Raw genomic sequence first — 26,992 nt, 5'->3', positions numbered from 1 at the left:
AGGTGCGTGTGCCCGGGTTCACGCATCTGCACACCGTCTCCGGGTTCTCCCTGCGGTACGGCGCCTCGCACCCGGAGCGGCTCGCCGAGCGCGCCGCCGAGCGGGGCATGGACGCCCTCGCGCTCACCGACAGGGACGGCGTCGCGGGCGCCGTCCGGTTCGCCAAGGCCTGCGCGAAGGCCGGGGTCCGGCCGCTGTTCGGGGCCGAACTCGCGGTGGGCGGACCCACGCCGGACGAGCCCGGGTCCGCCAGGGGCGTGCGGCGGCGGACCCCCGTGCGCGGAGGCGCCTTCGTCGACGAGTCGGCCCCGCGCGTGACCTTCCTCGCCCGCGACGGCGCCACCGGCTGGGCGGCGCTCTGCCGCCTGGTCACCGAGGCCCACCGCGCCCCCGAGGGGCAGCCCCTCCTGCCGTGGGAGGAGAACCACGGCGAGGGCCTGACCGTGCTGCTCGGCCCCGCGTCCGACGTGGGGCGCGCGCTCGCCGCGGGCCGCCCCGACCGCGCCGCCCGGCTCCTCGCGCCCTGGCGCGAGCGGTACGGCGACGCCCTGCGCCTGGAGTCCGTCTGGCACGGCCGCGAGGGCACGGGCCCGGGGTCGCTCCGCCTCGCCGCCCGCACCCTCGGCTTCGCCGCCGAACAGGGCGTGCGCCCCGTCCTGAGCAACGCCGTGCGCTACGCCGACCCGGGCCAGGGCCCCGTCGCCGACGTCCTCGACGCCGCGCGCCGCCTCGTCCCCGTCGACCCGGCCAAGGAGCTCGACGGCGGGGAGCGCTGGCTGAAGGACGCCGACACCATGCTGGCCGTCGCCGAGCGGGTCGTCGAGGCCGCGGGGTTCCGCCGCGACACCGCCCACCGCCTGCTCGAACAGACCCGGGCGACCGCCGCCGAGTGCGTGGTCGACCCCGAGGACGACATCGGCATCGGCTCCGTGCACTTCCCCGAGCCCCACCTGGTCGGCGCGGGGCGCCGCACCGCGCAGCGCGTCCTCGCCTCGCGGGCCGCGGCGGGCATGGTGCTGCGCGGCTACGCCTCCCGGCGCGCGTACTGGGAGCGGATGCACGAAGAGCTGGACGTCATCGCCCACCACGGCTTCGCCTCCTACTTCCTCACCGTGGCCCAGGTGGTCGACGACGTGCGCGGTCTCGGCATCCGGGTCGCGGCGCGCGGCTCGGGCGCCGGGTCCCTCGTCAACCACCTCATCGGCATCGCGCACGCCGACCCCGTCGAGCACGGGCTGCTCATGGAGCGGTTCCTGTCCACACGGCGGCCCGTCCTGCCGGACATCGACATCGACGTCGAGTCGGCCCGCCGCATCGAGGTCTACCGCGCGATCATCGACCGCTTCGGCGCCGAGCGGGTCGCGACGGTCGCCATGCCCGAGACCTACCGGGTGCGCCACGCCGTACGCGACGTGGGCGCCGCCCTGTCCATGGACCCGGCCGACATCGACCGGATCGCCAAGGCCTTCCCGCACATCCGCGCGCGCGATGCCCGCACCGCGATGGCCGAGCTGCCCGAACTGCGGGAGATCGCCGCGGAGCTGGGCGACCACGCGCGCTTCTGGGACCTCGTCGAGGCCCTGGACGGGCTGCCGCGCGGCATCGCCATGCACCCGTGCGGGGTGCTGCTCTCCGACGCCTCGCTGCTCGCGCGCACGCCCACCGTGCCCACCAGCGGCGAGGGTCTGCCCATGGCGCAGTTCGACAAGGACGACGTCGAGGACCTCGGCCTGCTCAAGCTGGACGTGCTCGGCGTGCGGATGCAGTCGGCGATGGCGCACGCGGTGGCCGAGGTGGAGCGCGCCACGGGCGTCTCCGTCGACCTCGACGACCCGCGCCAGGTGCCGCCGGGCGACCCGGCGACGTACCGGCTCATCCAGTCCACCGAGACGCTCGGCTGCTTCCAGATCGAGTCGCCGGGCCAGCGCGACCTGGTCGGCCGGCTCCAGCCGTCGTCCTTCCACGACCTCGTGGTGGACATCTCCCTCTTCCGTCCGGGCCCGGTCGCGGCCGACATGGTGCGCCCCTTCATCGAGGCGCGGCACGGCCGCGCCCCCGCCCGCTACCCGCACCCCGACCTGGCGGAGCCGCTGGCGGAGACCTACGGGGTCGTCGTCTTCCACGAGCAGGTCATCGAGATCGTGGACATCATGACCGGCTGCGGGCGCGGCGAGGCCGACCGGGTGCGGCGCGGGCTCTCCGACCCGGAGTCGCAGGGGCGGATCAAGATCTGGTACGCGCAGCACGCGGCGGCCAAGGGGTACGACGCCGAGACGATCGAGCGCACCTGGGGGATCGTCGAGGCCTTCGGCTCGTACGGCTTCTGCAAGGCGCATGCCGTGGCCTTCGCCGTGCCCACCTACCAGTCGGCGTGGCTGAAGGCCCACCATCCGGCCGCCTTCTACGCCGGGCTGCTCACGCACGACCCCGGGATGTACCCGAAGCGGCTGCTGCTCGCCGACGCGCGGCGGCGCGGGGTGCCGATCCTGCCGCTCGACGTGAACCGGTCGGCGGTCGCTCACCGTATCGAACTGGTGTCCGAGCCTCGGCGTGCGTGGGGGCTCCGGCTCGCCCTCTCCGACGTGCACGGCATCAGCGAGGCCGAGGCGGAGCGCATCACGGAGGGGCAGCCCTACGCCTCGCTCGTCGACTTCTGGGAGCGGGCCAGGCCCTCCAAGCCGGTCGCCCAGCGGCTCGCCCAGGTCGGCGCGCTCGACGCGTTCGGCGCCAACCGCCGTGACCTGCAACTGCACCTGGCGGAGCTGCGGCGCGGCACCCGGGGGACCGCCGGGGGGCAGCTCCCGCTGGCCGGCGGGCGCGGCACCGCGCCGGCGGGGCTGCCCGACCTCGACGACGCGGAGCGGCTCAGCGCCGAACTCGGCGTCCTCGGCATGGACTCCTCGCGCCACCTCATGGGCGACCACCGCGACTTCCTCGCCGAGCTGGGCGTCCTCAGCGCCCGGCGGCTCCGCGAGGCCGAGGACGGGACGACCATCCTGGTCGCGGGCGCCAAGGCGGCCACGCAGACCCCGCCGCTCCGCTCCGGCAAGCGCGTCATCTTCACGACCCTGGACGACGGCACCGGCCTGGTCGACCTGGCCTTCTTCGAGGACGCGCACGAACGGTGCGCGCACACCGTCTTCCACTCCTGGCTGCTGCTGGTCCGCGGCGTGGTGCAGCGCCGCAGCCCCCGCAGCTTCAGCGTGGTGGGCGCGGCGGCGTGGAACCTGGCGGAACTGGTGGAGCTGCGCAAGGAGGGCGGCCTGGAGGCGGTGGCGCGACGCCTCGCGGAGCCCGAACCCGAGCCCGAACCCGAACCGGCCTGTGCGCAGGGGGCCGCCCCGGCGCCCACCGCGCGGCGCATCGAGATGCCCACCGGGTTCCGGATGAACCCCTGGGCGGACCTCCGGCCGCCGGGCGAGGGCCCCGCGGGCGTCAGCAGGAAGCTGTGGCACCAGAGTCCGGGGAGCGCGGGATGAGCGAGGCGAGCGAGGTGAGGGAGATGAGCGGGCGGACCGAGGGCGGGACGCTCTACGTGCGGTTCCTGCTGACGCCCATGTACGAGGCCGCGCTGCCCCAGCTGATGGCCCTGCTCGGCGAGTTCACCCCGCAGGTGGAGGCGCTGCCGCCCGACGCCGCGCTGGTGGACCTGCGCGGCGCGCGGCGGTACTTCGGCCGGAGCCCCGTCGACCTCGCCGCGCTGATCCGCGTACGGGCACTCGCGCTGTACGGGGTCGAGTGCGCGATCGGCGCCGGGCCCGGGCCCATGCTGGCCCGGATGGCCGCGCGCGACGCCGCCCCCGGCGTGACCAGGGCGGTGCCCGAGGGCCCCGACGGCGTACGGGACTTCCTCGCCGACCGGCCGGTCGCCGAGCTGCCCGGCATCGGCCGCGCCACCGCCCGCACCCTCTGCGAGTACGGCCTCGACTCCCTCGGGAAGGTCGGCGCCGCGCCCCTGTCCACCCTGCAGCGGCTCGTCGGCGTCCGCGCGGGCCGCGAGCTGCGCGAGAAGGCGCGGGGCATCGACCGCGGCACGGTCGTGCCCAACGCCGCCGCCCGCTCGGTCGCCGTGGAACGGCCCTTCCCCCGCGATGAGCTCGACCCCTTCCGGCACCGCCGCGCCCTGCTCTCCGGCGCGGAGGAGCTGGGCGCGAGGATGCGCGGCGAGGACCAGGTGTGCCGCACGCTGACCCTCACCGTGCGGTACGCGGACCGCTCCACGACCACCAGGACCAGGACCCTGCCCGAGCCGACCGCCCACTCCACCGCGCTGACCACGACCGCGTACCGCATGTACGAGGCGCTCGGCCTCCAGCGGGCCAGGGTGCGCGCCCTGTCCCTGCGCGCCGAGGGCCTGGCGCCCGCCGAACACGCCGCCCACCAGCTGACGTTCGACCCGGCGGACGAGAAGGCCCGCCGCATCGAGGAGGTCGCCGACCGCGCACGGGCGAAGTTCGGCCCCGGCGCGATCGTCCCGGGCACCCTGGCGGCCTAGCCGCATCGCGTCGCCCGTCTCCTTGACCCAGCGGTGCCTCTTGCCGCCGAGGAGCGCCGGGAGCGGCAGGAGCATGCCGACCGCCGAGGCCGCGGCGCCCGCGGCCTGCCGCAACCGTGCCGAGCGCGAGGCCGGTCAGCGCGCACACCGGCGCGAGCAGCGCGGGGGCCACGACGGCGCGCGACGCCCCGGGAGCGGCTTCCTGGTCTCGGCCCGGCCGCCCCTGCCGAAGGGAACGGCCCGATGAGTGGAGGGGCCGTCCGCGTGGCGCTCGCGGACGGCCAGCCGCTGGCGCGGGCCGGGCTGCGGGTGCTGATGTCCGACACCGCGGGCATCGAGGTCGTGGCGAGGCGGGAACGGGCGCCGAGGCGGTGGCTCCCGCCGATGACCTGCGCCCCGACGTCGTCGTCATGGACATCACGGTGGCCACCGTCAAGGCGCACGTGGCCAGGCTCTTCACGAAGCTGGGCGCGCGGGCCCGCGCACACCTGGGCATCGCGCGGGCCCGCGCACACCTGGGCATCGCGGCGTACGGGTCGGGGCTCGCGGCCCCGAACCGCTGAACCGCCGCGCGCCGCTCCGGCCGGGTCGTGCGACGGGCGCTCAGCGGCCGTGGCGTCCGGCGGCCCTGCGGCGGGTCGTGGCGAACATCGCGGCGGCGCCGACGGCCAGCGCGGCGGCCCCGCCGATCGCGAGGTAGGAGGTGGCGCCGGAGCCGCCGGTCTCGGCGAGGCGGTCGTCCGCGGCGGTGACGGGCTTCTCGGCGCCGCCCTTGGCCGCGGGCCGATTGCCGGACGCCTCCTCGCCGGCGGCCCCGGCCTCGGTCTCGGCGGCCGGGGCGGGCGCGGTGACCTCGGCGCCGGTCTTCGCGTCGGCGTCACCGTGGCCGTGGTGCTCGACCGACGACTTGCCGGCACCGGCCGCGATGTCCTCGTCGGAGGGCGCGGAGGCGGCCGGGGCGGGGGCCGAGCCGCCGCTGTCCTTGCCGAAGACGACGTCGGAGCAGGTGTAGAACGCCTCGGGGGAGTCCGAGCGCTGCCAGATCGAGTAGACGAGGTGGCGGCCCGACCTCGCCGGGACCTTCCCGTCGAAGACGTACTCACCGTTCACCAGCTTCGGGTCGGTGACCTCCGCGAACGGCTCGGCCTCCAGGTCCGACCACTTCAGGGGCTTCGACGGGTCGTACGAGTCCTTCGTGAGGTACAGCGCGAAGGAGCCCCGGTGCGGGGCGGTGGCCCTGTAGCGGAAGGTGTGGTCGCCCGCGGCGAGCGTGCTGGACGGCCAGTCGGCGCGCGGCAGGTCGAGGCCCCGGTACTTGTCGTTGCCCGCGCTGCACAGCTCGCCGTCGGGGATGATCTCCTTCGACTTGCCCGCGGCGTTGGCGATGTTCACCCCGTTCCAGTCGTAGAGGGCCTGCGTGCCGCCTGCGGCGACGGCGGCCTTGCAGGCGGCCGACTCCGGAGACTCGGGCCCCTCCTGGAAGCAGGCGGACACCCGGCTCACCGGGTCCGTCATCGAGCCGTGCGCGGCGGCGGGCGTGGCCGTGAGGACGGTCAGGGCCAGCGGGGCGACGCCGGCGGCGGCGAACGCGGCGGCCTTGCGACGAGCGAGCATGGGTGGTTCTCCTCAACTGCGGTTCGGGGGAGTGAAAACTAACCCCCGAAATCCGCGGAATCCCCTGCTGGGAGCGGGAGACGGTGATCCTTATGGCTGCGTTGAGGAAGGGCTCAGGCTCAGCTCAGGTCACGTCCGGGATGCCCGTTTCGGCACCGCCACGGCTCCCCGTCCACGGCTCGCCAGCCCACCGCTCACCCCGTCCACCGGTACCGCCGCTCGGGGCGCCCCGTCCCGCCGTACCGCAGCGTCACGGCCGCGCGCCCCGTCTCGGCGAAGAACTCCAGATAGCGGCGGGCGCTGACCCGGGAGAGGGCGCCGGCCGCCGCGCACTCCGACGCCGAGAGGCCGCCCGGGTGGTCGCGCAGGGTCTGCTCGACCAGGTCCGCGGTGTGCGCGGCGAGGCCCTTCGGCAGTTCGCGGGAGCCCGGCGGCCGGGTGCCGAAGATCCGGTCGACGTCCTCCTGGCGGGCCTCGGCGAGGCCGTCGAGCCGCGCCCGCACCGCCGCCACGTGCCGCAACTGCTCCCGCAGCGCCGCCTGGTTGAACGGCTTGATCAGATAGTGCAGGGCGCCCGCCCGCAGCGCGGCCCGTACGATCTCCGCGTCCCGCGCGGCCGTGATGAACAGCGCGTCCACCGGCTGCCGCCCCGGATCGCGCTCCTCCGCCGCCCGCAGCTCCCGCAGCACCGCGATGCCGTCCATGTCGGGCAGGTAGACGTCGAGGAGCACGAGGTCGGGGCGGACGTCCGCGGCCAGGCGCACCGCCTCCGCGCCGCTGTGCGCGACGCCGACCACCGCGAACCCCTCGACCGTGGAGACGTACCTGCTGTGCAGCTTCGCGACCATGAAGTCGTCGTCCACGACCAGGACCCTTGTCATCGCCGCAGGCTATGGGCGCGACCACAACGACCACAACGTCCGTTGATTCCGGAAGAGAGACAGGTTGTTAACACCCGGGCAACATGTGGGCCACCTCACACATACCCCGTCCCCCGGGGGCGTCCCTCCCCGGCGCCCCCTCGACGTACCGACAGGTGGTGGCACACGTGCGGCTGCGCACACCGCTCGCCCTGCTGGGGGCCGCCCTCCTCGTGCTCGTGGCGCCGCCGCTGCTCACCACGGGCAGCGGCGCCGACACCGGCACCCAGATCCCCGGCCTGCGCTTCATGGTCCCCAACACCCCCGGCGGCGGTTACGACATCACCGCCCGCACCGCGGCGAAGAACGCCGAGGACGCCGGACTCACCCACAACATCGAGGTCTACAACCTGCCCGGCGCCGGCGGCACCGTCGGCCTGACCCGGCTCGTCGGCGAGCACGGCAACGGCAAGCTCGCCATGTCCATGGGCCTCGGCGTCGTCGGCGCCGCCCGCTCCAACCACTCCCCGAAGAGCCTCGGCGACACCACCCCGATCGCCCGCCTCACCGAGGAGCAGGACGTCGTGGTGGTCGCCGAGAACTCCCCGTACAAGACCATCGACCAGCTCATCGGGGCGTGGCGGGAGAACCCCGGCAAGCTGCCCGTGGGCGGCGGCTCCTCGCCCGGCGGCCCCGACCACCTGGCCCCGATGCTGATGGCGCGCGCCGCCGGGATCGCCCCGAAGAAGGTCAACTACGTGCCCTTCGACGGCGGCGGCGAACTCCTCGCCTCCATCCTCGGCAGCAAGGTCGCCTTCGGCGTCTCCGGCGTCGGCGAGTACCTGGACCAGATCAAGTCCGGGGAGCTCAGGCTCCTCGCCGTCACCGGGCCGAAGCGGGTGAAGGGTTTGGACGGGCCCACCCTCAAGGAGTCCGGCTACGACGTGGACTTCACCAACTGGCGCGGCATCGTCGCCCCGCCCGGAATCAGCGACGCCGAGCGGAAGAAGCTCATCACCCTCGTCGAGAAGCTGCACGCCTCGCCCGAGTGGAAGAAGTCCCTCAAGACCAACGGCTGGGACGACGCCTTCCTGACCGGCGAGAAGTTCGGCGACTTCCTGGACGCCCAGGACAAGCGCGTGGTGTCGGTGCTGAAGGAGCTGGGACTGTGACCACCCCCGACACCACCACCACCACGACCGGCGCCGGCCCCGAGGGCACAGGCGGCCGCTCCCGCCGCGCCTGGCTGCGCGAGCACTCCGAACTCGGCGTCGGCGTCCTGCTCCTCGCCCTCGGCGTGCTCGTCCTCACCGACGCGCTCACCATGGACGTCGAGATCGCCCAGCGCGGCCCCATCGGGCCCAAGACCGTGCCCGTCGCTGTCGGCGTCGGACTGCTCGTCGTCGCCGTCCTGCTCGCCGTCGACGTGCTGCGCGGCGGGCGGGGCGAGGCCGAGGGCGGCGAGGACATCGACCTCTCCGAACCCGCCGACTGGCGGACCGTGCTGCTCCTGGCGGGCGTCTTCCTCGCCACCGCCGTCCTCATCGAGCCGGTCGGCTTCCCCATCGCGGGCGCCCTGCTGTTCTGGGGCTCCGCCTACGCCCTCGGCAGCCGCCACCTCGACCGCGACCCGCTGATCGCCGCCGGGCTCTCCGTGGTCACGTACGAGGTCTTCAACAACCTGCTCGGCGTTCCGCTGCCGGGCGGCCCCCTGATGGGAGTGCTGTGACATGGACGCCTTCAACTCCCTGATGGACGGCTTCGGCACCGCCCTCACCCCGGTCAACCTGCTCTGGGCCGCCGTCGGCGTGCTCCTGGGGACCGCGATCGGCGTACTGCCCGGCATCGGGCCCGCCATGGCCGTCGCCCTGCTGCTCCCCGTGACGTACGGCCTGGAGCCGACCGGCGCCTTCATCATGTTCGCGGGCATCTACTACGGGGCGATGTTCGGCGGGTCGACCACTTCCATCCTGCTCAACACCCCGGGCGAGAGCGCCGCCGTCGTCGCGGCCATGGAAGGCCATCCGATGGCCAAGGCGGGGCGGGGCGCGCAGGCCCTCGCCGCCGCCGCCATCGGGCACTTCGCCGGTGGCATGATCGGCACGCTGCTCCTCGTCGCCCTCGCCCCGACCGTGGCCGACCTCGCCGTCGACATCGGCGCGCCCGACTACTTCGCGATCATGGTGCTCGCGTTCATCGCCGTGACCTCGGTCCTCGGCTCCTCCCGCATCCGGGGCCTCGCCTCGCTGCTCATCGGCCTCACCATCGGCCTCGTGGGCCTGGACCAGATGACCGGCCAGCAGCGGCTCACCTTCGGCTCGCTCCAGCTCGCCGACGGCATCGACGTGGTGATCGTCGCGGTCGGCCTCTTCGCGATCGGCGAGGCCCTCTGGGTCGCCGCGCACCTGCGCCGCGGCGACGCCGAGGCGATCCCCGTGGGCCGCCCGTGGCTGGGCGGGGCGGATGTGCGGCGCACCTGGAAGTCCTGGCTGCGCGGCCCCTTCATCGGCTTCCCCTTCGGGGCGATCCCGGCGGGCGGGGCGGAGATCCCGACGTTCCTGTCGTACGTCACCGAGAAGCGCCTGTCCCGGCACAAGGACGAGTGGGGCAAGGGCGCGATCGAAGGCGTCGCCGGGCCCGAGTCGGCCGCCTCCGCGTCGGCCGCGGGCACCCTCGTCTCCATGCTGACGCTCGGCCTGCCCACGACCGCCGTCGCCGCCGTGATGCTCGCCGCCTTCCAGCAGTACGGCATCCAGCCCGGCCCGCTGCTCTTCGAACGCGAACCCGACCTGGTCTGGGGCCTCATCGCCTCGCTCTTCGTCGGCATGGTGCTGCTGCTCGCCCTCAACCTGCCGCTGGCCCCCGTCTGGGCGAAACTGCTGCGCATCCCACGGCCCTACCTCTACGCGGGCATCCTCTTCTTCGCGGCGGTCGGCGCCTACGCGGTCGGCGGCGAGCCGGTCGACCTCGTCATCCTGCTGGTCATCGGCCTGATCGGCTTCGGCATGCGGCGCTACGGGCTGCCGATCCTGCCCGCGGTCATCGGCGTGATCCTCGGCCCCAACGCCGAGCAGCAGCTGCGCCGCGCCCTGCAGATCAGCGACGGCAGCGTCGGCGGCCTGGTCGACACACCGTTCTCCCTCACCGTCTATGGACTGATCGTCCTGATCGTGGCCTGGCCGTTGGTGAAGAAGGCGCTGGCACGGGTCCGCCGCCGTGGCGTAGACGTGGAGGCATGACCGAGACCACGGATCAGTTCACGGACATCCGCCCCGCCACCGCCGCCGACGTCCCCGCCGTGGCGGCGGTGACCGACGCGGCCTACCACCACTACGTCGAGCGCATCGGGCTCCGCCCCTCGCCCATGGACGCCGATCACGCGGCCGACGTGGCGGCGGGGCGGGTGTTCGTGACCGGGGACCCGGTCGTCGGCCTGCTCGTCCTCGCCCCGGTCACCGCACCGGGCGAGGACGCCCATCTCTTCCTGGAGTCCATCGCGGTCCACCCCGACGCCGCGGGCCAAGGGGTGGGCCGCCGGCTGCTCGCCTTCGTCGACGCCCACGCGCGGTCACTGGGACTCGCCGAGATCCGCCTCTACACCAACGCCCTGATGTGGGAGAACCAGAAGATCTACCCCCGCCATGGCTACGACTTCGTGGAGCGGCGCCTCGACGGCCCCTACGACCGCGTGCACTACCGCAAGCGGCTCCACGGCGTCTGAGGGCGTCTCACCCGTCGGGCCACCAGGTCCGCTGGACGTCCTTGCGGACCTCGGACCTCTCACGCGGGGCGGCCTCGTCCTCCTGGCGTTCCCGTACTCGACGGCTGACGGCTTTGCTCACGGGCTTGTGCACGGTCACTCGGCGCATGGCTGCCTCCCTGCCTTACCGATGTCCACCTAAGACGTTCCGTAGACCTCCGTGGACAGGCTTTCTGATCGAAACCCTCGATCCGGCGCGGGTTCCGTCACTTCCCGAAGACCCGCACCACGGGCCAGCGCCTCCAGTCCGTCCAGGGCCCGCAGCGCCGCGACGGCCGCCGCGGGGTCCGCCGCACGCAGACCGCTCGCCTCGAACTCGTCCTCGTCGAGGCGGAGCACGGCGGCGCCGTCCGCGGAGCACCACAGGTCGAGGTCCAGGTCCTCCACCGTGAGGACGGCGCCCTCGCGGACGGCCGGGCGCGTCACGTCGCAGTACCAGCCCTTCAGGGCGCCGTCGGCCGCGTACACCTCTTTGACCGCGTACCAGCGGTCGCGCCAGTAGTGCTCGGTGAAGACGTCGCCCGGCTCGAAGCGCACGAAGCCGAAGTCGCGGACGCCGGGGGCCGCCCAGGGCGCCCGTACCGTGACGCGCGTGCCGTCGTCGTGGAGCAGCTCCGCCGGGTAGCGGATCTTCGTGGCGCCCGCCTTGACGAGGACGACCTCGACCGTCGTGGCCCCGCCGTCAGCCGAGGTCGCGGACATGGCGCACCTCCGTCGCGCAGATCTCGTAGCCGAACCATTCGTTGATCGCCAGCATCGGGCCGTTGCCCGCGTCGTTGCCGGTGAACGCCTCGGTGCAGCCGGCCGCGCGGGCGCGGTGCAGGGAGTCGTTCTTGGCGAGCTTGGCGAGGCCGCGGCCGCGGAAGGCGCGCGCGGTGCCCGTCATGCCGGACGCGTAGCGGCCCGCGCCGTCCGTGCGGGCCAGGCTGAACGCGGCGGGGTGGCCTTCCACCAGGGCCACCGTGGTGAGCTCCCGGCTCACCAGCGGGTGCCGCCAGGTCTCGGCGAGCCAGTGCTCGTAGTCCGTGAACTCCGCCGCGACGTCGCCGGGTTCGTCCGCCACGGTCTCCGCGTCGAGGGCGAAGAGGGGCCGCGCGTCCTCCGCGAACACCGACCCGCTGACCAGCTCCACCCCGGCGGGCGGCTCACGGCGTGGCGGCAGCGAGCCGTGCGCCAGATCGAGGCGGAGGAAGTGCGCGCTGCGGCTCGCGCGGTAGCCGCGCCGGGCGGCGAACGCGAGGTTCCCGGGCTCGTCGAGCACCCAGGAGTAGACGGTCCGCGCCCCCGCGTGCGCCAGGTGCTCCTCGGCCGTGCGCAGCAGCAGCGAGCCCGCGCCGGCGCCGAGCCGCTCCGGATGGACGTAGACGTTGGCGAAGCCCTGGCCGGGCTCCGGGCTGTCGTGGGCGATGCCCACCTGGGCGGTGCCGACCACCTCGCCGTCGTGCTCGGCGATCAACTGCCGGTAGTGGGCGTCGGGATGGGCGTGCGCCCGGTCGAAGGCGACCGACTCGGGGGTCGCGAGCATCGCGGGCACACAGGCCCGGCGTACGGCGGCGAAGCCCACGGCGTCCGCGGCGGCAGTGGTGCTGCTGGGGTCGAAGGCGCGCACGATCACAGTCATGGGGCCGCACGGTACGCGCGCGCCGCGCCCGGGGCCTCCCATTTTCCTCACGGGTAAAGGGGCCGGGCGGAGCGGCCTGCGCGGGCGGACCGGGCCCGTACGGGGGACCGGGGCGCCACGGGCGGACCGGGGCCCGCGCGTGCGGGACAATCGCTTTCGTGACTCTGCAGATCGACATCGACGAAGGCTCCAGCGCCGCGCCGTACGAGCAGGTGCGGGCCCAGATCGCCGAACAGGCCAGGTCCGGGGCGCTGCCGGTGGGCCACAAGCTGCCCACCGTGCGGGGGCTCGCCCAGGAGCTCGGGCTCGCCGCCAACACCGTCGCCAAGGCCTACCGGGCGCTGGAGGCCGACGGGGTCATCGAGACCCGGGGCCGCAACGGCACGTTCGTCGCCGCGGTGGGCGACGCCGCCGCACGGGAGGCGTCCGCCGCCGCCCAGGCGTACGCCGAGCGCGCGCGGCGGCTCGGCCTCTCCGAGCAGGACGCGCTCGCCGCGGCACGGGACGCCCTGCGGGCGGCGTACGGAGCCGCGCGGTAGCCCACCGCACCCGGGCCGCCCTACAGGTACAGCCCCGCGTCCGCGCCCTCCCGCTGGTCCGGCACCGACGTCGGCGCCGTGCCGCGCCGCAGCGCGAACAGCTCCGCCAGGGTGGCGCCCTCGCGGCCCACGCCCTCGTCCGTGCCGAGCCACTCCACCGCCTCGGGCCGGGTCAGCGCGCCGACCTCGATACGGGCCAGGCAGCGCCCTGGGCGGACGACGGCGGGGTGCAGCCGCTCCAGGTCCTCGTTGGTCGTGACGCCGACCAGGACGTTGCGGCCCTGCCCGAGGAGGCCGTCGGTGAGGTTGAGCAGCCGGGAGAGCGCCTGGCCCGCCGTGTGTTTCGCCTCACCCCTGATCAGCTCGTCGCAGTCCTCCAGGAGCAGCAGCCGCCAGCGGCCCTTCCCCGTGCCGTCGTCCTCGCCGATCGCGATGTCCATCAGATAGCCGACGTCGCCGAACAGCCGCTCCGGGTCCAGGACGCAGTCCACCTGGCACCAGTCGCGCCAGGCGCGCGCCAGCGTCCGCAGCGCCGACGTCTTGCCCGTGCCCGGCGGGCCGTGCAGGAGCAGCAGCCGGCCCGCGATGTCCTCCGGGACCGTCTTCATCAGCTTGTCCATGGCATCGGCGACCGGCGCGGTGTAGTTGGGCCGCACCTCCTCCCACGTGCCGGCCGAGATCTGCCGGGTCGTGCGGTACGGGCCGCGCCGCGGCGAGACGTACCAGAACCCCATGGTGACGTCCTCCGGCTGAGGCTCCGGCTCGTCCTGCGCGCCGTCCGTCGCCTGCTTGAGGATCTTCTCCGCCAGCTCCTCGCTGGTCGCCGTCACCGTGACGTCCGCGCCGCGGTTCCAGCGGGAGACCAGCAGGGTCCAGCCGGGGCCCTCGGCGAGCGTCGCGTTGCGGTCGTCGTCGCGGGCGGCCCGCAGGACCTTCGACCCCGGGGGCAGCAGCGTGGAACCGGACCTGACGCGGTCGATGTTGGCGCTGTGCGAGAACGGCTGCTCGCCCGTCGCGAAGCGGCCGAGGAACAGCGCGTCCACGACGTCCGACGGGGAGTCGCTGTCATCGACGTGCAGCCGGATCGGCAGGGCGTCGTGCGGGTTGGCGGCCATGCCGACATGATCCGGCACGGACGCCTCTCCTTGCATCCGGTTTCCGCCGCGTGTTCCCGCGCACCGCCGCGCGGGGAGCGGAGCCGGGCCCGTCACGGAGCTGTGTCCGGAACCTGTCCCGCCGTAGGGGCACGCCGATACGCTTGTCGCTGATGGGACGTCATGGGTGGGTTTCCTCGGCACTGCGGTGGCGGTTCACCGCACTGCTCGGCGTTGGTGCGGTCGTTCTGGCCCTGGTGATCACTCTGGTCCACACGCTCCCCGGCGACGGCGGCAGCACCGCGGGCACCACGCCCGACGGCGACAAGGTGCACGGCACCCCCGCCGTCCCTCCCGACGGCATGGACGCGGCCGTGGGCTGGGGCTTCACCCACACCCAGTACAGCGCGGACGAGGGCGAGGACGCCGCGGTCGACCGCGCCCGCTCCGGGCTCGCGGACCAGGGGCGGCCGGTCCCGCAGATCCAGCACATCATGGGCTGGGGCGCGAGCAACCCCGAACCGGTCAAGGGGCACTACGACTTCTCCGAGATGGACCGCCGCATCGACTTCGTCAGGGAGAGCGAGGGCGTCCCCGTCGTCACGCTGTGCTGCGCCCCCGACTGGATGAAGGGCGGCGAGCCCGGCGCCGACAGCACCGACTGGAGCCAGCAGGCCCTGGAGACCGCGCCGGACCCCGAGCACTACGACGACTTCGCGAAGCTCGCCGCGACCGTCGCCAAGCGCTACCCCGACGTACGCCACTTCATCGTCTGGAACGAGTTCAAGGGCTTCTGGAACACGGAGAAGGGCCGCTGGGACCACGAGGGGTACACCGAGCTGTACAACCGCGTCCACGAGGAGCTGAAGAAGGTCGACGAGGACATCATGGTGGGCGGCCCCTACCTCGTGATGGACAGTCTCCACCCCCGCCAGACCGTGGACGCCTCGCCGGTCAAGGGCGCCTGGGGCAGCCTGGACCAGCGCGTCCTCGACGCCTTCACGTACTGGAACAAGCACAAGAGGGGCGCGGACTTCGTCGTCGTCGACGGCTCCAGCTACACCACGGACGACGAGACGCTCCCCGACGAGTTCAGGGCCACCGACAAGTTCACGGCCGTGGGCCGGTGGATCCGTGAGCGCGCCGGCGACCTGCCCCTGTGGTGGGCCGAGTACTACGTGGAGCCCGGCGACAGCAGGGACAACCGCGACGACTGGTCCGAGGCGCACCGCGTCGCCGTCCATGCCGCCGGCCTGATGGGCATGGCCAAGGGCGGCGCCACCAGCGGCTTCTACTGGAACCCGCAGAAGAGGGGCGCCAAGTGCGCCGGCTGCCTGTGGACCCCGACGCGGCGCGCGGACGGCGGCGCCCCCCTGCCCATGCTGAAGCTCATCGAGCGGTTCGGCGCGGAGTTCGGGCCCGGCACCCGCTTCCGTGAGGTGAGGGTCGCCGCCGGCGACCGGCCCGCCGTGCGGGTCCTCGCCGACGACGACGCCGTCCTCGTGGTCAACACGCTGGCCCGCCCGATCAGCGCGAAGGTCGACGGCAAGCGGTTCGACCTGGCCGGGTACGAGGTGAAGTGGCTCGAACGCTGAGCCCCGCAGCTCCGCCCCGGCCTCCCGGAAGCAGTCCTCCCGCCGGCGGAACCTCCCGGAAGCGGACGCCCCCGGCAGCGGGCCTCCTCGGAGCGGGCCCGCCGGAGGGCCCGCCTCACGCCATCGTCACGAACCGCTGGACCAGCGAGGCGAGCAGCACCGCGAGCAGCGGCAGCGAGAACCAGAAGCTGCTCTGCAGCCACCGCTGCTGCCGCACGCTCGGCGCCGTCGCCACCCGCACCACCTCGCGCGTCGTGAGCAGCAGCGCGAGCGCCACGAAGGCCAGCGCCCCCACGACCGTCCACGGCGTCCACGTCACCTTCGGCCCGGCCGCCCAGTCCGCGGCCTGCGGGGCCTCGCCGTCCGGCCGCCCGCGCATGCCGTAGATGGTCGCGTCCTCGTTGCTGAAGACCTTCTTCAGCTCCTCGCGCTCGTCCAGGTGCTGGATGAGCCGCGGCTGCCACGTCTCGGAGTAGCCCGCGTCGAGCTCCAGGTACGTCGTCTGGCTGCGGTTGATCATCAGGTACGAGTGCGGGCCCGCGTCCTTGAGCGCCTTCACCAGGCCGGAGACCAGGACCGGATCGGCGGGCGCGAGCGTGGGGACGTACTCCACCTTCTCCATGTCTCGGGCGCCCCACGGCATGGCGGGCGTGACATTGTCGACCGTGTCGTCGCTCATCCAGAGCAGCCGTACCGTCGGGTCGTCGTGCGCGTACACGTACTCCATGGCCGCGACCTCGCCGGGGCGGATCCGCTCGAAGGGCTCGTTGCCCCAGCGCGCCACCAGGAAGCCGCCCATCAGGACGAGCCCGGCCATCAGCGCGGCGAGTGGCGCGAGGCTCACCCGGTCCCGGTCCCGCTCCTCCGCGGTGAGGCCGGCCCTCGGGAAGAGCGCGAGCCCGGCGAGCAGGGCCGCGCCGGGCAGCGCGAACATGAAGACGCGCAGCGCCATCTCGCCGCCGTAGGACTGCATGCCGAAACCGAGGAACGGCACGAAGGTCAGGACGAGGAGCGAGCGCTCGCTGTACCGGTAGAAGCGCCGCCGCCACCAGCCCCAGCAGGCGAACGCCAGCACGCCGCCGGCCATCGCCACGCGCGCGTACAGCACGAGCCGGTGCGTGGAACTGCCGCCCTCGATCCGGCCGGAGACCGACGAGGACACATTGCCGCCGACGCCCCCGACGCCGCCGAACAGCTCGTCGAAGTGCCCCGACCAGTAGGGCTCGGCGAGGAAGCCGAGCCACACGACGACGAACACACCGAGGAGCACGGGCAGACCGCGCAGCTCCGAGCGGCCGATGAGGACGAGCACCGTCAGGACGCCGAGCATCACGAACGGCGTGAGCTGGTGCGCGGCGACCGACGCCACGAAGATGCCGACGAGGATCAGCAGCAGTACGGCGCGCTCCCCGCGGCCCGTCGGCTCGACCTCCAGCTCGCCGGGGCGCCGCTTGGTCCACAGCACGCGCGGCGCGCGGAACCAGACCAGGAGGACGGCGATGAAGGCGAGGTAGAGCAGGTACGTGAAGCCCTGCGGGGAGAAGTAGTCCTGGCCCACCCAGCCGCTCAGGACGAAGATCCACAGCCCCGCCCACTTGGCGCGCCAGGCCGCCCGCATCGAGCGCACGAGCAGGAACATCGGCGCCAGGTACAGCACCTGGATGGCCGTCGGCCACCAGCGGATGACCTCGGTCATGTCCGAGACGCCGCACGCCTTCGCGACGAACGCGGCCGCGGCGAAGAAGCCCGGCCAGCTCCAGCGCGCGTCGAGATCGGGCGCGGCGGCGCCTGTCCTGTCGATGTACTCCATGAAGCCCAGGTGCTGCCAGGCCGTGGCGAACCGCGGCTCGGTCTCGATGACCGCGGGCAGCGCGTGCAGGGACACCACCGTGGCGAGGAGCGTCACCAGGAGCAGGCCCTTGATCGGCCGGTCCATCCAGAGCAGCACGGCGAAGACGACGATCAGCAGGGCCGCGCCGAGCAGCGTCGCCCTCGGCAGCACGGAGATCAGGCCGAGCCCGCCCATGTCCTCCAGGTCGGCGTCGCCCATGCCGAGCACGGGCACCCAGTACAGGGTGAGCGCGAGGGCCAGGAGCAGCGCCATGACGAGGACGTGGCGGCGGGGCGCGCGCGGGGGCGTGCCGCCGTCCGCGGAGGCGTCCTCGCCGGGCGCGCCCTCGGGGGGCGCCTTCCGGGGAAGCGGTTCCTCGGGGGGAGCCTCTTCGAGGAGCGGTTCCTCGGGGGGCTCCTCCCGCCGCTCCTTCAGCCGCTCCTCCAGCGGTTCTCCGAGCGGTTCCGCCGGCGGGGGCTCGTCGGCGGCGTCCCCGGCACGTGAGGTGTCGGCGTCGCGGGAGGCCGGCGTTCTCAGCGCCCACGTGGGCCGGTGGTCCATGTCGTCCCCCTCGCTCTCCGCCGCGGGCGTGCCGGGTGGCAGGGCCGTCCCCGCGGCGGGCGTGCCCGGTCCCGGCCGCACGTCGGGCCTGCGCTCCGGGTGGTCGAAGTCCAGTTGCACGGCGAGCTGCAGGGTGTCCGAGTCCAGGGACTCCCACAGCGCCCACGCGGGCCCGTGGCGCTCCTTGCCGTCGGCGCGGGCGGCGGCGCGGCGTATCGCCATCGTCGGCGCGTCGCGCGTGCCGAGGCCGGCCAGGTCCCCGTCGGGGGCCTCGCCCGCCGGGGGCCGGGCCGTGGGCGCGCTCCGCGTGACGCGGTACAGCTTCGGCGCGGCGATCGCCACGATCACCGCCAGGCTGGAGATCTCCGCGATGCCCGCGCCCGTCAGGCCCATCCGCGGCAGCAGGATCAGCGTCAGGCCGAGGACCAGGACGCAGAGCAGGCCCTGCAGCCAGGCGATCCCGGAGGTCTTGCTCTGCGCGCGCTGCACCGCGAAGTACGTCTCCATGACGACCCGCAGCAGCGCCCCCACGGCGAACCAGCGCAGCAGCGGGGTCGCGGCGTCCGCGTACGCCTGGCCGAACAGGCTCAGGATGAACGGCGCCGCGAGGAACAGGGTGCCGCACACCGGCAGCATGATCATCGCCATCCGGCGCAGCGCGGCACGGGTGTTGGCCGCGAGCAGCGCCGGGTCGTGCGCGCCCTCGACGGTCAGCGAGGCGCCCATGTTGATGGCGAGCAGGTTGACGGTGCCGCCGATGGTGGTGGTGATGTAGAAGTACGCGTTGTCGACCGAGCTGACCTGCGAGGCGACGATGACCGGCACGAGGTAGACGACGGCGAGCGAGAACAGCGAGCCGGTGTAGTCGCCGGCCAGGAAGCGGCCGATCTCGCGCAGCGTCGGCGGCTTCGTCCTGCCGTCGGTGGCCTTCACATGGCGCGGCACCAGGCGCCGGAAGACCAGCCAGCCGAGCGGGATCACCGACACCGCGATCGAGGCGACCCAGGAGACGAAGACACCCGCGGTCGGGACGGCCGCGGCCACGGCGATGAGCAGCCCCAGCTTGGCGACCGAGAAGACGGTGTTGCCGACCGGCACCCACAGCGCGTTGCGCAGCCCGGTGAGCACCCCGTCCTGGAGGGTGAGCACCGACCAGGCGACGACGGCGAGGACGAACCCGACACCGTGCACCGGACCGTGCAGGAACCGGTACGAGGGCCCCCACAGGTCCAGCGTGAGCAGGAAGACGCCCGCGGCGAGCGCCACGGCCACCGAACTTCCCGCGTACGTGCGGAAGATCAGCCTGCCCGTGGCGCGGCCCGCGATGGGGATGAACCGGGCGAGGGCGCCGGTCAGCGTCACGGCGGTGAGGCCCGCGAGGAGCTTCATCGCCGCGATCGCGGCCGAGCCCTGGCCGACCGCCGACTCCGAGTAGTAGCGGGCGGCGGCCAGCCAGAAGCCGACCCCGAGCACGCCCGAGATGCCCGTGTTGAGCATCAGGGCGTAGGCGTTGCGGAACAGCGGACTGCCGCCGTCCGCGCCCGGCAGGCGCATTCTGCGCGGCCTGCCGGACTTGCCGGACGGCGGCTGCCCGCCGCCGCTCTCGGGGCCGGTGACACCGGCCTGGGCGGTGGTCGTGTCAGACACGGGTGCGCATCGCCTTCCGGCGGATCTGTCGGGCTCTGCGGACCATGGCGTACCCCTTGGTGAGGGCACGGTCCCTGGCGAAGACGCGGGCGACGGCGCGCCCCTCCACGAGGCGCTCGAACTCCTCGGCCCCGGTGGCGCGGCGCACGGTGACCCGCCGCAGCGCGTACGGGCCCTGGCCGCGGCGGGCCAGGGAGTTGCCGACGGCGAGCGCCTGGGCGAAACCCGCCTCCCGCACGCGGGCGCGCACCCGGCGGTCCGAGTAGCCGTAAGGGTAGGCGAACGAGAGGGGCCGGGCGCCCAGCTCGTCGGCGACGATGTCGCGGCAGCGCCTCAGTTCGTGGCGCAGCTCGGCGCCGGGCAGCTGGTCCAGCTCGGGGTGGGTGTGGCTGTGGCCGCCGATCTCGGCGCCCGCCGCGGCCAGTTCGCGCACCTGGTCCCAGTCGAGCATGAAGTCCAGGGCGCCACCGGTGTCGTGCGCGCCGCGCAGCCAGCCGGTGGAGACGAAGAGCGTCGAGGCGAAGCCGTGCTTGGCGAGCACGGGCAGCGCGTACCGGTGCACGCCCTCGTAACCGTCGTCGAAGGTGACCAGGACGGGGCGCTCGGGCAGGGGCCGTCCGGAGCGCCAGGCCGCGGCGAGCCCGGCGGTCGTGAGCGGGGTGAAGCCCCGCTCCGCCAGCACCTCCATCTGGAGGGCGAACGCGTCGGGCGACACCGACAGCTCGTGCGTCGCCTCGTTCGGCGCGTGCGCCACCGAGTGGTACATCAGGATCGGCACGGGACCCGGCGCCCGGCTCATGCGGCGGCCCCCTCACCGGCCGCGCCCTGCCCGCCCCCGCGTTCCGCCGCCCCCTCGGCGGCGACGGCGTCCCCGGCGATCTCCACGACACGGAACGTGGTGCCGCCGCGCCTGGCGCGGAGGGCGCCGAGGGCGTAGCCCCCGGCGGCGGTGAGGACGCCGGCCACGATGGCGCCCGCCCGTCCCGCGCCGCCCGGCCGCCCGAGCACGGTGTCCCGCAGGCCGCGGCCGACGCCGGCCGGCAGGACGCGCGTGGTGTAGCGCCGCTCGGACTCCAGGCCCTTGGCGGCGCCGACGCTCCGGGCGACCAGGGCCTTGGAGAGCCCTTCGGCGTAGGTGCGGGAGCGGAAGTAGCGGAACCGCTCCCGCGCGGCGGGCACCCGGTGGTGGATCACCGCGCGGTCGTCGATGAGCAGGACCGCGTCCGGGGCGGCGCGGGTGAGGCGGATGCAGAACTCCGTCTCCTCGCAGCCGAGCGGCCTTCTGTCGCCGTCCCGCCCGATGCCGGTCGCGAAGCCGCCGGCGACGTCGAAGGCGGAGCGCCGGAACGCGGCGTTCCCGCCGAGCACGTTGCGCACGCGGACCCGGCCGGGCGGGAGCCCCTTGTACGTACAGCCGACGACCCAGTCGAACTCCTCGGGGAACCAGACGGGCCGCCGCTTCGACTCCCACAGCGGCATGGTGCGCCCGCCGACGGCGAGGACCCGCGGGTCCTCGAAGCCCGCGGCGAAGTGGCGCAGCCAGTCGCGCTCGGCGACGGCGTCGTCGTCGAGGAAGGCGACGACGGAGCCGCGGGACGCGGCGATCCCGGTGTTGCGTCCCGCGGAGAGGCCGCGCGGACCCGCGTTGGCGAGCACCCGCACCCCCTCGGTCTCCTTGTACTCCCCGGCCAGCCGTTCGAGGAGCGTGGCGTTGTGGTCGACCACGAGCAGGGTCTCCAGGGCGGGCAGCGACTGCGCGCCCACCGAGGAGACCGCCGCGAGGATGTCCTCCCAGCGGTCCTCGGTGTACACGCAGACGACCACGGAGATCTCCGTGCTCAAGACACCTCTCCCCGGCCGGCGCCGAAGGGGAGCACACGGGCGGCCTTGGGCTTCGAGCCGCGCCGGACGCGGTTCGAGCGCTCGTTGAGTATCACCTTCAGGACGCGCAGGCCGTCGCGGACGGCACGGAGGTTGCTGACGCCGTGTATCCGCAGGTACTCGTGGCTGGGAATCTCCTGGACCTTCAGGCCCGCCTTGACGACCCTGATGTTCATCAGGGTCTCGACCTCGAAGCCGGTGCAGTCCAGCTCGATCTTGTCCAGGCAGTGCCGCCAGAACGCGTTGTATCCGTAGCACAGGTCGGTGTAGCGGGCGCCGAACTTGGCGTTGACGACGGAGCACAGGACATGGTTGCCGAGCTTGCGTATCGGCGTCATGTCGTCCGTGCCGCCGCCGTTGGCGAACCGGGAGCCCTTGGCGAAGTCCGCGCCCGAGACGAGGGCGGAGACGTAGGAGACGATCTCCTGGCCGTCGGCGGAGCCGTCGGCGTCGACCATCACGATGATGTCGCCCGTGCACGCGGCGAAACCGGTGATCAGGGCGTCGCCCTTGCCCTTGCCGAGTTGGCGGACCACCTTCACGTCCGGCCACAGCTCACGGGCGACGGCCACGGTGTCGTCGGTGGAGTTCCCGTCCACGAGGACGACCTCGTGGATCCACTCGGGAAGTGTCTTGAAAACGTAGGGCAGATTCTCCGCCTCGTTCATGGCGGGAATAACCACGCTGACCGGCGGAGTGATCGCCAAATGCGTGGAGATCGGCCGGAAGTCGCGCGAGATCTCGTCTAACGGGTCCTGCCCGGCGTCTGCCGGGCGCACAAAAGAAGTCATGAGTCCGGTGGTCCCTCTCGTCCGGTGGACCGCCCGCCCCCGGGCGGTCCGGTAATTGATCCGGTTCGAAAGGGGGGTTCTCACAAGGCGCATGCCGAAATTGATCTCCGTACATGCCGAGTGAGCTGGCATAGCGCGGGACGTGACCCGGTCATGAAGCGACGCCGGGCACGGCACCCCCCTACCGCGCCCCGCACCGGAACCATCGCGATCTTGAGCCCTCCCCCAGATCGCATGACGTGATGGACCGTTGCGGGTGGATGTACGACGGTATTGATGATTGAGACTGTATGGCAAGACCTGGAACGTGGCCTCACGTTTTTCATGATTTGAGCTGTCTATGCGATCAGATGCGGACTTTCCTATTCCCTGCCACGTGATCGGATTTTACCCATCCGTTTGAGCAGCCTGTCAGCCGGATCAAACAATTCCGGCCTCGACAGGACGGTATTGCGCAGCGCCCTGACCGGCGCGCGTCGCGCCGTGTGTCCGAATGCCACCGGGTGGCGCAGGGCCACCCTGCCCTCGAAGACATCGATTTCACGCGTCTTGAGGGAGTCCTTGTACTCCTTCTGGCCACGGCCCAGATCGAGATACGCGATGCCGTCGGCGGCGGCCGCCTCCGCCATGCGCAGATGCAGCACCAGGCCGGGCGAGTACTTCGCGAACGCCGGGTCGTACGCCGGGAACCAGCAGGCGAGGACGCGCTCGCTGCGCAGCCCGAAGTGCGCCGCGACCGGGACGTCCGCCGCGTAGAGCACCGAGAGGACGCCGGCGAAGGACTCGCCCCTGGAGTGGAAGAGGCGGTGCACGAGCTGGGTGATCCACGGGTGCGCGAAGCGGTCGCTGCGGCCCGTCCTGCGGTACTGGGCCGACTTCCAGCCCATCAGGGCGGCCAGGGCCCGCGGGTCGCGCTCGTCGTGCACGTAGCGCACGGGGCCGTGGTCGCGGCCGAGCTTGCGCTCCTTGGCCAGAGTGGTGCGGGTGAACTTGGGGGAGCGCTCCCGCAGTCGACCGAGATAGACCTCATACCCCTGGTCGACGTCCATGACGGGGGACGGGAAGACGCCGCGCGCGCCCGCCTCGAACGGTCCCTGCCCGCTCGCGAGGTGGTCGAACTCCCAGACCGCGAGCCCGCAGGCCCGCAGCAGCTCCCGCGCGTCCCACGTGAAGCCGGGCCGGTGCACGAGGCCCTGGCAGTCCGAGACGCCGAGGCCGACGGCCCGGCCGACGCCGGTGACGGTCCGCTGGAAGGGGAAGAACGCGGCGGGCCCGCCGGCGTCCCGCGCGACCGCGATCCGCACCCCGCGCCGCTCGTGCCCCAGGGACAGGGTGAACTCGGGGGACAGGAAGGGGTTGGCGAGCTCCGGCGAGCCGTTGAGGTGCGCCTTGGACTGCCACGCGGTCCAGGCCGCCCGGTCGGCGGCCGTCAGCTCGCCGGGGCGGTGCACGGTTATGTTCACGTCAGGAAGTCCACTTTCTCACCGCGTGACGGCGCAGCCGCTGTGCCTCCAGGAGCAGCAGGACGAGAGCGCTCAGGACGGTCACGGCGACGACGCCGCCGCGCACCGACCACACGTGCAGCGCCAGCATGGCCTGCGCCACCAGCATGTTGACGGCGATGGAGCCGGCCACGGCGGCCACGGCCCTGCCCCACGGCTCCAGCGCCCGCAGCGCGGCGGCGATCGCCGCACCGGGCGCGGCGATCAGGAAGAAGAGCGTGAAGGGGCCGCGCAGCGGCGAGTCGAGGTCGACCAGCGCGAGCATCGCGCCGACGCCGCCCACGGCGACGGCCGCTCCCGCGAACAGCGGCAGCAGGTCCCGCGCCCGGTCCCGTGCCCCGGGCCGTGGCACGCCCGGTGTCGACGCCTTGCTCCGCATGGTCTGCATTGGCGACTTCGCCCCCCGACGCGCCGGATGCCGGGCTTCAATGTGTCGCAGCGTCAGGCGAACCGTCAAGACGGCCGGGAGAGGGGCGGGTGTTCCTCGCCATGCGCCTGGGACGCCAGGTGAACTACGCGCGTGCGCAGGGGAATTGCCGGTGAAATTATTGACATGGACACTATCGACGGGTCGGAGCCGCGTGCTACCACGGGGTAGCGGAAATCCTGCTTAGGGAGGCTCCATGAGATTGTCCCGGACCGCGGCATACCTGTCCTCGCTCCTCCTCGCCGCCGCCTTCGCCCTCACCGGGGCGGCGGCGGCACACGCGGCCCCCTCCACCGACGCCCGGGCGGCCACCGGATATGTGGCGCTCGGCGACTCCTACTCGTCCGGCGTCGGCGCCGGCAGCTACGACAGCTCAAGCGGCGACTGCAAGCGCAGCACCAAGGCCTACCCGGCCCTCTGGGCAGCGGCGAACTCGCCCTCCAGCTTCCACTTCACGGCCTGCTCCGGCGCTCGTACGGGTGACGTCCTGGCCAAGCAGCTCGGCCCGCTCGGCTCCGGCACCGGCCTCGTCTCGATCTCGGTCGGCGGCAACGACGCGGGCTTCGCCGACGTCATGACGACCTGTGTCCTGCAGTCCGAGAGCAACTGCCTGGCCCGCATCGCCCAGGCCCGCTCGTACGTCGACTCCACGCTCCCCGGCAATCTCGACAAGGTCTACTCGGCGATCAGCGCCAAGGCGCCCTCCGCCCAGGTGGTCGTCCTCGGCTACCCCCGCTTCTACAAGCTCGACGGCAGCTGCGTGGCCGGCCTCTCCGAGCGCGAGCGGGCCGCCATCAACAGCGCGGCCGACTACCTCAACACGGCCACCGCCAAGCGCGCCGCCGACCACGGCTTCACCTTCGGCGACGTCACGGGCGCGTTCACCGGGCACGAGCTCTGCTCCGGCAGCCCCTGGCTGCACAGCCTGAACATCTTCAACCCCGGCGAGTCCTACCACCCCAAGGCCGCCGGACAGTCCGGCGGCTACCTTCCCGTCCTCACCTCGGCTGCCTGACCTCCGCGGGCCGCGCGTAGGCGTTCGGTGGGGAGGAGGCCCCGTCCGTCGGGGTCTCCTGCCCCTGCTCGCACGCCACCGAGTACTCCACGGAGTTCGACGTCGCGGAGACGGGGCCGCGCACCTGTACGTGGACCGCGTCCGTCCACGTCTCCGAACCGGTGCTGTACCCCGTCTCCGTGTGTGCGACCTGCCGTGTCTTCGTGCCGCCCGAGGAGAAGGGCAGCGTCTTCCACCCCGGGTCGCTCGACTCTCCCGACCTGGTGACCCAGCGGTACCGCACGTCGGCCGGGACGCGCCCCACCGTGAAGGTGGCCGTGAACGACGGCGCGCGGCCCGCGGCCGGGGGACAGGCGCCCTTGTACCGGGTGCGGGAGCCCTCGACCCGCACCTTCACGCTCTGCGCCGGCTGGGTGGTGGTGCCACCGTCGCCGCCGTTGCCCCCGTTCCCGCCGTTCGTCGAGCCGCCGTCGCCGCCACCGCCGTCACTCCCGCCGTCCGACGAGCCGTCGCCGTCCGATGAGCCGCCGTCCGACGAGCCTTTCGACCCCTCCGACGAACCGCCGCCCTTGCTCCCGCCGTCGTCCGACCCGCCGGAGGCGCTGTGGGGCGAGCCGCCCCCGCTGTTCCCGCCGCCACCGTCCCGGCCGAGCAGGGCGTACGCGATCCCGCCGACGGTGAGGGCGAGCACCACGAGTCCGGCGACGAGCAGGACGAGCACGCGGCGCCGCCGGTCCGCCTCCGCCGCGTCCGGCTCCGGGGCGACGTGCCGCGCCGAGGTGTCGGGCAGCGGGGCGGGCGGCGGCGGCCCGTACGGGTGCTCGGCCGTGACGGTCGGCCGGTGGGGGAGGGCGGTCCCGGTGGACGGCCTGCCGCCGGCGGCGACGAGCCGCAGGTCGCTCTCGGCGTCGGCAGCGGACGTCCGCTCGGCCGGGTCCTTGCGCAGCAGCCCCTCGATGACCGGGGCGAGCGGCCCGGCGTTGCGCGCGGGCGGCAGGTCGTCGTCGACCACTGCCCGCAGTGTGCTCAGCGGGGTGTCCTGACGGAACGGAGAGCTGCCCTCCACGCAGGCGTACAGCAGCACGCCGAGCGACCACAGGTCGGAGGCGGGGCCGGGGCGCTGCCCCAGCGCGCGCTCGGGGGCGAGGAACTCCGGGGAGCCGACGACCTCTCCGGTCATCGTCAGCGCGGAGCTGCCCTCGACCATGGCGATGCCGAAGTCGGTGAGGACGACGCGGCCGTCGTTGGCGATCAGGACGTTGCCGGGCTTGACGTCGCGGTGCAGGACCCCGGCGTCGTGGGCGGCGCGCAGGGCCGCGAGCAGCTCGGAGCCGATGCGGGCCGTGCGCTGCGGCGGCAGGGTTCCCTCCGCCTCCAGCACGTCGGAGAGCGAGAGGCCCCGCACGACCTCCATGACGATCCAGGGGCGGCCCTCCTCCATCGCCACGTCGTAGACGGTCACGACGTTGCGGTGCGGGATGCGGGCGGCGGCCCAGGCCTCCCGTTCGAGGCGGGCGTAGAGTCGGTCGACCTCGCTCGCCGGGAGCCCGGCGGGCGCGCGCACCTCCTTGACGGCGACCTCACGGCCGAGCACTTCGTCACGGGCCCGCCACACGGTGCCCATGCCGCCCTCGCCGAGGGGCGAAAGGAGCCGGTACCGCCCGGCGATCACGCGCTCTGGCTGGCTCACGGGGCGCCCCCATCCGCAGCGGTGCGTTTCTCCACAAAAGTAGCCACGTGAGATAGCCCACGTCGACCC

The 26,992-nt window shown here is 73.5% G+C and carries 24 protein-coding genes; 11 read left to right on the top strand and 13 right to left on the bottom strand.

Annotated features, from left to right (window positions below; translation table 11 throughout):
- Nucleotides 1-8 precede the first annotated feature (8 nt).
- The 4 genes from DCW30_RS21385 (at nucleotide 9) to DCW30_RS21375 (ending at nucleotide 5,058) form a co-directional block, all read left to right on the top strand.
- A complete protein-coding gene (locus DCW30_RS21385) occupies nucleotides 9-3,479 on the top strand; it encodes a DNA polymerase III subunit alpha (RefSeq protein WP_076686961.1) in 3,471 nt (1,156 codons plus the stop codon).
- Entirely contained in the window at nucleotides 3,476-4,495 is a 1,020-nt protein-coding gene (locus DCW30_RS21380; protein ID WP_232626644.1) for a DNA polymerase Y family protein, read from the top strand. The genes DCW30_RS21385 and DCW30_RS21380 overlap by 4 nt, the downstream gene beginning before the upstream one ends.
- A gap of 73 nt (nucleotides 4,496-4,568) precedes the next feature.
- A complete protein-coding gene (locus DCW30_RS36745) occupies nucleotides 4,569-4,742 on the top strand; it encodes a hypothetical protein (protein ID WP_162933595.1) in 174 nt (57 codons plus the stop codon).
- A 124-nt stretch (nucleotides 4,743-4,866) separates the two neighbouring features.
- The gene (locus tag DCW30_RS21375) at nucleotides 4,867-5,058 is read left to right on the top strand and encodes a helix-turn-helix domain-containing protein (RefSeq protein WP_076686962.1); all 192 of its coding nucleotides are present in this window, start codon (nucleotides 4,867-4,869) and stop codon (nucleotides 5,056-5,058) included.
- A 40-nt stretch (nucleotides 5,059-5,098) separates the two neighbouring features.
- Here the strand turns inward: DCW30_RS21375 and DCW30_RS21370 are convergent, their stop codons facing one another.
- Nucleotides 5,099-6,109 carry a lytic polysaccharide monooxygenase auxiliary activity family 9 protein gene (locus tag DCW30_RS21370; protein WP_076686963.1) on the bottom strand — a complete coding sequence of 337 codons (1,011 nt, stop codon included), beginning with the start codon at nucleotides 6,107-6,109 and terminating at the stop codon, nucleotides 5,099-5,101.
- A gap of 194 nt (nucleotides 6,110-6,303) precedes the next feature.
- Nucleotides 6,304-6,990: a response regulator gene (locus DCW30_RS21365; protein ID WP_062772092.1), complete on the bottom strand. Its 687-nt coding sequence runs from the start codon at nucleotides 6,988-6,990 to the stop codon at nucleotides 6,304-6,306.
- Between the two features lie 167 nt (nucleotides 6,991-7,157).
- On the opposite strand from DCW30_RS21365, the gene DCW30_RS21360 reads away from it, so the two are divergent.
- Genes DCW30_RS21360 through DCW30_RS21345 form a run of 4 tightly spaced genes read left to right on the top strand, consistent with a single transcriptional unit; the run spans nucleotide 7,158 to nucleotide 10,690 of the window.
- On the top strand, nucleotides 7,158-8,141 hold the full coding sequence (locus tag DCW30_RS21360; protein WP_076686964.1) for a Bug family tripartite tricarboxylate transporter substrate binding protein: 984 nt from the start codon (nucleotides 7,158-7,160) through the stop codon (nucleotides 8,139-8,141).
- The gene (locus tag DCW30_RS21355) at nucleotides 8,138-8,698 is read left to right on the top strand and encodes a tripartite tricarboxylate transporter TctB family protein (RefSeq protein WP_076686965.1); all 561 of its coding nucleotides are present in this window, start codon (nucleotides 8,138-8,140) and stop codon (nucleotides 8,696-8,698) included. The genes DCW30_RS21360 and DCW30_RS21355 overlap by 4 nt, the downstream gene beginning before the upstream one ends.
- Before the next feature lies 1 nt (nucleotide 8,699).
- A complete protein-coding gene (locus tag DCW30_RS21350) occupies nucleotides 8,700-10,208 on the top strand; it encodes a tripartite tricarboxylate transporter permease (protein WP_076686966.1) in 1,509 nt (502 codons plus the stop codon).
- A complete protein-coding gene (locus tag DCW30_RS21345) occupies nucleotides 10,205-10,690 on the top strand; it encodes a GNAT family N-acetyltransferase (protein ID WP_076686967.1) in 486 nt (161 codons plus the stop codon). The genes DCW30_RS21350 and DCW30_RS21345 overlap by 4 nt, the downstream gene beginning before the upstream one ends.
- 7 nt (nucleotides 10,691-10,697) lie before the next feature.
- Here DCW30_RS21345 and DCW30_RS36740 read toward each other — a convergent pair whose 3' ends face one another.
- Genes DCW30_RS36740 through DCW30_RS21335 form a run of 3 tightly spaced genes read right to left on the bottom strand, consistent with a single transcriptional unit; the run spans nucleotide 10,698 to nucleotide 12,350 of the window.
- Complete coding sequence (locus DCW30_RS36740; protein WP_162933596.1) at nucleotides 10,698-10,838, bottom strand: hypothetical protein; 141 nt, start codon at nucleotides 10,836-10,838, stop codon at nucleotides 10,698-10,700.
- A gap of 29 nt (nucleotides 10,839-10,867) precedes the next feature.
- Complete coding sequence (locus DCW30_RS21340) at nucleotides 10,868-11,431, bottom strand: ribonuclease FAU-1 family protein (RefSeq protein ID WP_076686968.1); 564 nt, start codon at nucleotides 11,429-11,431, stop codon at nucleotides 10,868-10,870.
- On the bottom strand, nucleotides 11,412-12,350 hold the full coding sequence (locus DCW30_RS21335; protein WP_076689488.1) for a GNAT family N-acetyltransferase: 939 nt from the start codon (nucleotides 12,348-12,350) through the stop codon (nucleotides 11,412-11,414). Before DCW30_RS21335 ends, DCW30_RS21340 begins: the two co-directional genes overlap by 20 nt.
- Before the next feature lie 158 nt (nucleotides 12,351-12,508).
- Between DCW30_RS21335 and DCW30_RS21330 the strand changes: the two genes are divergently transcribed.
- Nucleotides 12,509-12,889, top strand: a complete 381-nt coding sequence (locus DCW30_RS21330) for a GntR family transcriptional regulator (RefSeq protein ID WP_076686969.1) — start codon at nucleotides 12,509-12,511, stop codon at nucleotides 12,887-12,889.
- A 20-nt stretch (nucleotides 12,890-12,909) separates the two neighbouring features.
- On the opposite strand, the gene DCW30_RS21325 is transcribed toward DCW30_RS21330, so the two are convergent.
- On the bottom strand, nucleotides 12,910-14,004 hold the full coding sequence (locus DCW30_RS21325) for a DUF5925 domain-containing protein (protein ID WP_076686970.1): 1,095 nt from the start codon (nucleotides 14,002-14,004) through the stop codon (nucleotides 12,910-12,912).
- A 152-nt stretch (nucleotides 14,005-14,156) separates the two neighbouring features.
- On the opposite strand from DCW30_RS21325, the gene DCW30_RS21320 reads away from it, so the two are divergent.
- Complete coding sequence (locus DCW30_RS21320) at nucleotides 14,157-15,578, top strand: GH39 family glycosyl hydrolase (protein ID WP_076689490.1); 1,422 nt, start codon at nucleotides 14,157-14,159, stop codon at nucleotides 15,576-15,578.
- A 115-nt stretch (nucleotides 15,579-15,693) separates the two neighbouring features.
- Here the strand turns inward: DCW30_RS21320 and DCW30_RS21315 are convergent, their stop codons facing one another.
- The 6 genes from DCW30_RS21315 to DCW30_RS21290 form a co-directional block, all read right to left on the bottom strand.
- Nucleotides 15,694-19,617: a lipopolysaccharide biosynthesis protein gene (locus tag DCW30_RS21315; protein WP_076686971.1), complete on the bottom strand. Its 3,924-nt coding sequence runs from the start codon at nucleotides 19,615-19,617 to the stop codon at nucleotides 15,694-15,696.
- The gene (locus DCW30_RS21310) at nucleotides 19,610-20,416 is read right to left on the bottom strand and encodes a polysaccharide deacetylase family protein (protein ID WP_198502250.1); all 807 of its coding nucleotides are present in this window, start codon (nucleotides 20,414-20,416) and stop codon (nucleotides 19,610-19,612) included. Before DCW30_RS21310 ends, DCW30_RS21315 begins: the two co-directional genes overlap by 8 nt.
- On the bottom strand, nucleotides 20,413-21,459 hold the full coding sequence (locus DCW30_RS21305; RefSeq protein WP_076686973.1) for a glycosyltransferase family 2 protein: 1,047 nt from the start codon (nucleotides 21,457-21,459) through the stop codon (nucleotides 20,413-20,415). The genes DCW30_RS21310 and DCW30_RS21305 overlap by 4 nt, the downstream gene beginning before the upstream one ends.
- Nucleotides 21,456-22,289: a glycosyltransferase family 2 protein gene (locus tag DCW30_RS21300; RefSeq protein WP_076686974.1), complete on the bottom strand. Its 834-nt coding sequence runs from the start codon at nucleotides 22,287-22,289 to the stop codon at nucleotides 21,456-21,458. Before DCW30_RS21300 ends, DCW30_RS21305 begins: the two co-directional genes overlap by 4 nt.
- Nucleotides 22,290-22,651: 362 nt before the next feature.
- Nucleotides 22,652-23,752: a GNAT family N-acetyltransferase gene (locus DCW30_RS21295; RefSeq protein ID WP_076686975.1), complete on the bottom strand. Its 1,101-nt coding sequence runs from the start codon at nucleotides 23,750-23,752 to the stop codon at nucleotides 22,652-22,654.
- Between the two features lies 1 nt (nucleotide 23,753).
- Entirely contained in the window at nucleotides 23,754-24,179 is a 426-nt protein-coding gene (locus DCW30_RS21290; protein WP_076686976.1) for a hypothetical protein, read from the bottom strand.
- A 235-nt stretch (nucleotides 24,180-24,414) separates the two neighbouring features.
- Between DCW30_RS21290 and DCW30_RS21285 the strand changes: the two genes are divergently transcribed.
- A complete protein-coding gene (locus DCW30_RS21285; protein WP_198502247.1) occupies nucleotides 24,415-25,233 on the top strand; it encodes an SGNH/GDSL hydrolase family protein in 819 nt (272 codons plus the stop codon).
- Here the strand turns inward: DCW30_RS21285 and DCW30_RS21280 are convergent.
- Entirely contained in the window at nucleotides 25,217-26,857 is a 1,641-nt protein-coding gene (locus DCW30_RS21280) for a serine/threonine-protein kinase (protein WP_237283583.1), read from the bottom strand. The two genes, DCW30_RS21285 and DCW30_RS21280, sit on opposite strands and share 17 nt — an antisense overlap.
- Nucleotides 26,858-26,992 lie beyond the last annotated feature (135 nt).

It is taken from the genome of Streptomyces alfalfae (assembly GCF_004127445.1).
Taxonomy (GTDB): domain Bacteria; phylum Actinomycetota; class Actinomycetes; order Streptomycetales; family Streptomycetaceae; genus Streptomyces; species Streptomyces alfalfae.
This window is presented reverse-complemented; position numbering and strand designations above follow the sequence as displayed.

Coding starts and splice junctions, on each gene's coding strand:
- DCW30_RS21340 (WP_076686968.1), bottom strand. CDS start 11,431: ATGTCCGCGACCTCGGCTGACGGCGGGGCCACGACGGTCGAGGTCGTC.
- DCW30_RS21380 (WP_232626644.1), top strand. CDS start 3,476: ATGAGCGAGGCGAGCGAGGTGAGGGAGATGAGCGGGCGGACCGAGGGC.
- DCW30_RS21300 (WP_076686974.1), bottom strand. CDS start 22,289: ATGACTTCTTTTGTGCGCCCGGCAGACGCCGGGCAGGACCCGTTAGAC.
- DCW30_RS21335 (WP_076689488.1), bottom strand. CDS start 12,350: ATGACTGTGATCGTGCGCGCCTTCGACCCCAGCAGCACCACTGCCGCC.
- DCW30_RS36745 (WP_162933595.1), top strand. CDS start 4,569: ATGCCGACCGCCGAGGCCGCGGCGCCCGCGGCCTGCCGCAACCGTGCC.
- DCW30_RS21285 (WP_198502247.1), top strand. CDS start 24,415: ATGAGATTGTCCCGGACCGCGGCATACCTGTCCTCGCTCCTCCTCGCC.
- DCW30_RS21365 (WP_062772092.1), bottom strand. CDS start 6,990: ATGACAAGGGTCCTGGTCGTGGACGACGACTTCATGGTCGCGAAGCTG.
- DCW30_RS21310 (WP_198502250.1), bottom strand. CDS start 20,416: ATGAGCCGGGCGCCGGGTCCCGTGCCGATCCTGATGTACCACTCGGTG.
- DCW30_RS36740 (WP_162933596.1), bottom strand. CDS start 10,838: ATGCGCCGAGTGACCGTGCACAAGCCCGTGAGCAAAGCCGTCAGCCGT.
- DCW30_RS21345 (WP_076686967.1), top strand. CDS start 10,205: ATGACCGAGACCACGGATCAGTTCACGGACATCCGCCCCGCCACCGCC.
- DCW30_RS21280 (WP_237283583.1), bottom strand. CDS start 26,857: ATGGGCACCGTGTGGCGGGCCCGTGACGAAGTGCTCGGCCGTGAGGTC.
- DCW30_RS21290 (WP_076686976.1), bottom strand. CDS start 24,179: ATGCAGACCATGCGGAGCAAGGCGTCGACACCGGGCGTGCCACGGCCC.
- DCW30_RS21370 (WP_076686963.1), bottom strand. CDS start 6,109: ATGCTCGCTCGTCGCAAGGCCGCCGCGTTCGCCGCCGCCGGCGTCGCC.
- DCW30_RS21325 (WP_076686970.1), bottom strand. CDS start 14,004: ATGGCCGCCAACCCGCACGACGCCCTGCCGATCCGGCTGCACGTCGAT.
- DCW30_RS21320 (WP_076689490.1), top strand. CDS start 14,157: ATGGGACGTCATGGGTGGGTTTCCTCGGCACTGCGGTGGCGGTTCACC.
- DCW30_RS21350 (WP_076686966.1), top strand. CDS start 8,700: ATGGACGCCTTCAACTCCCTGATGGACGGCTTCGGCACCGCCCTCACC.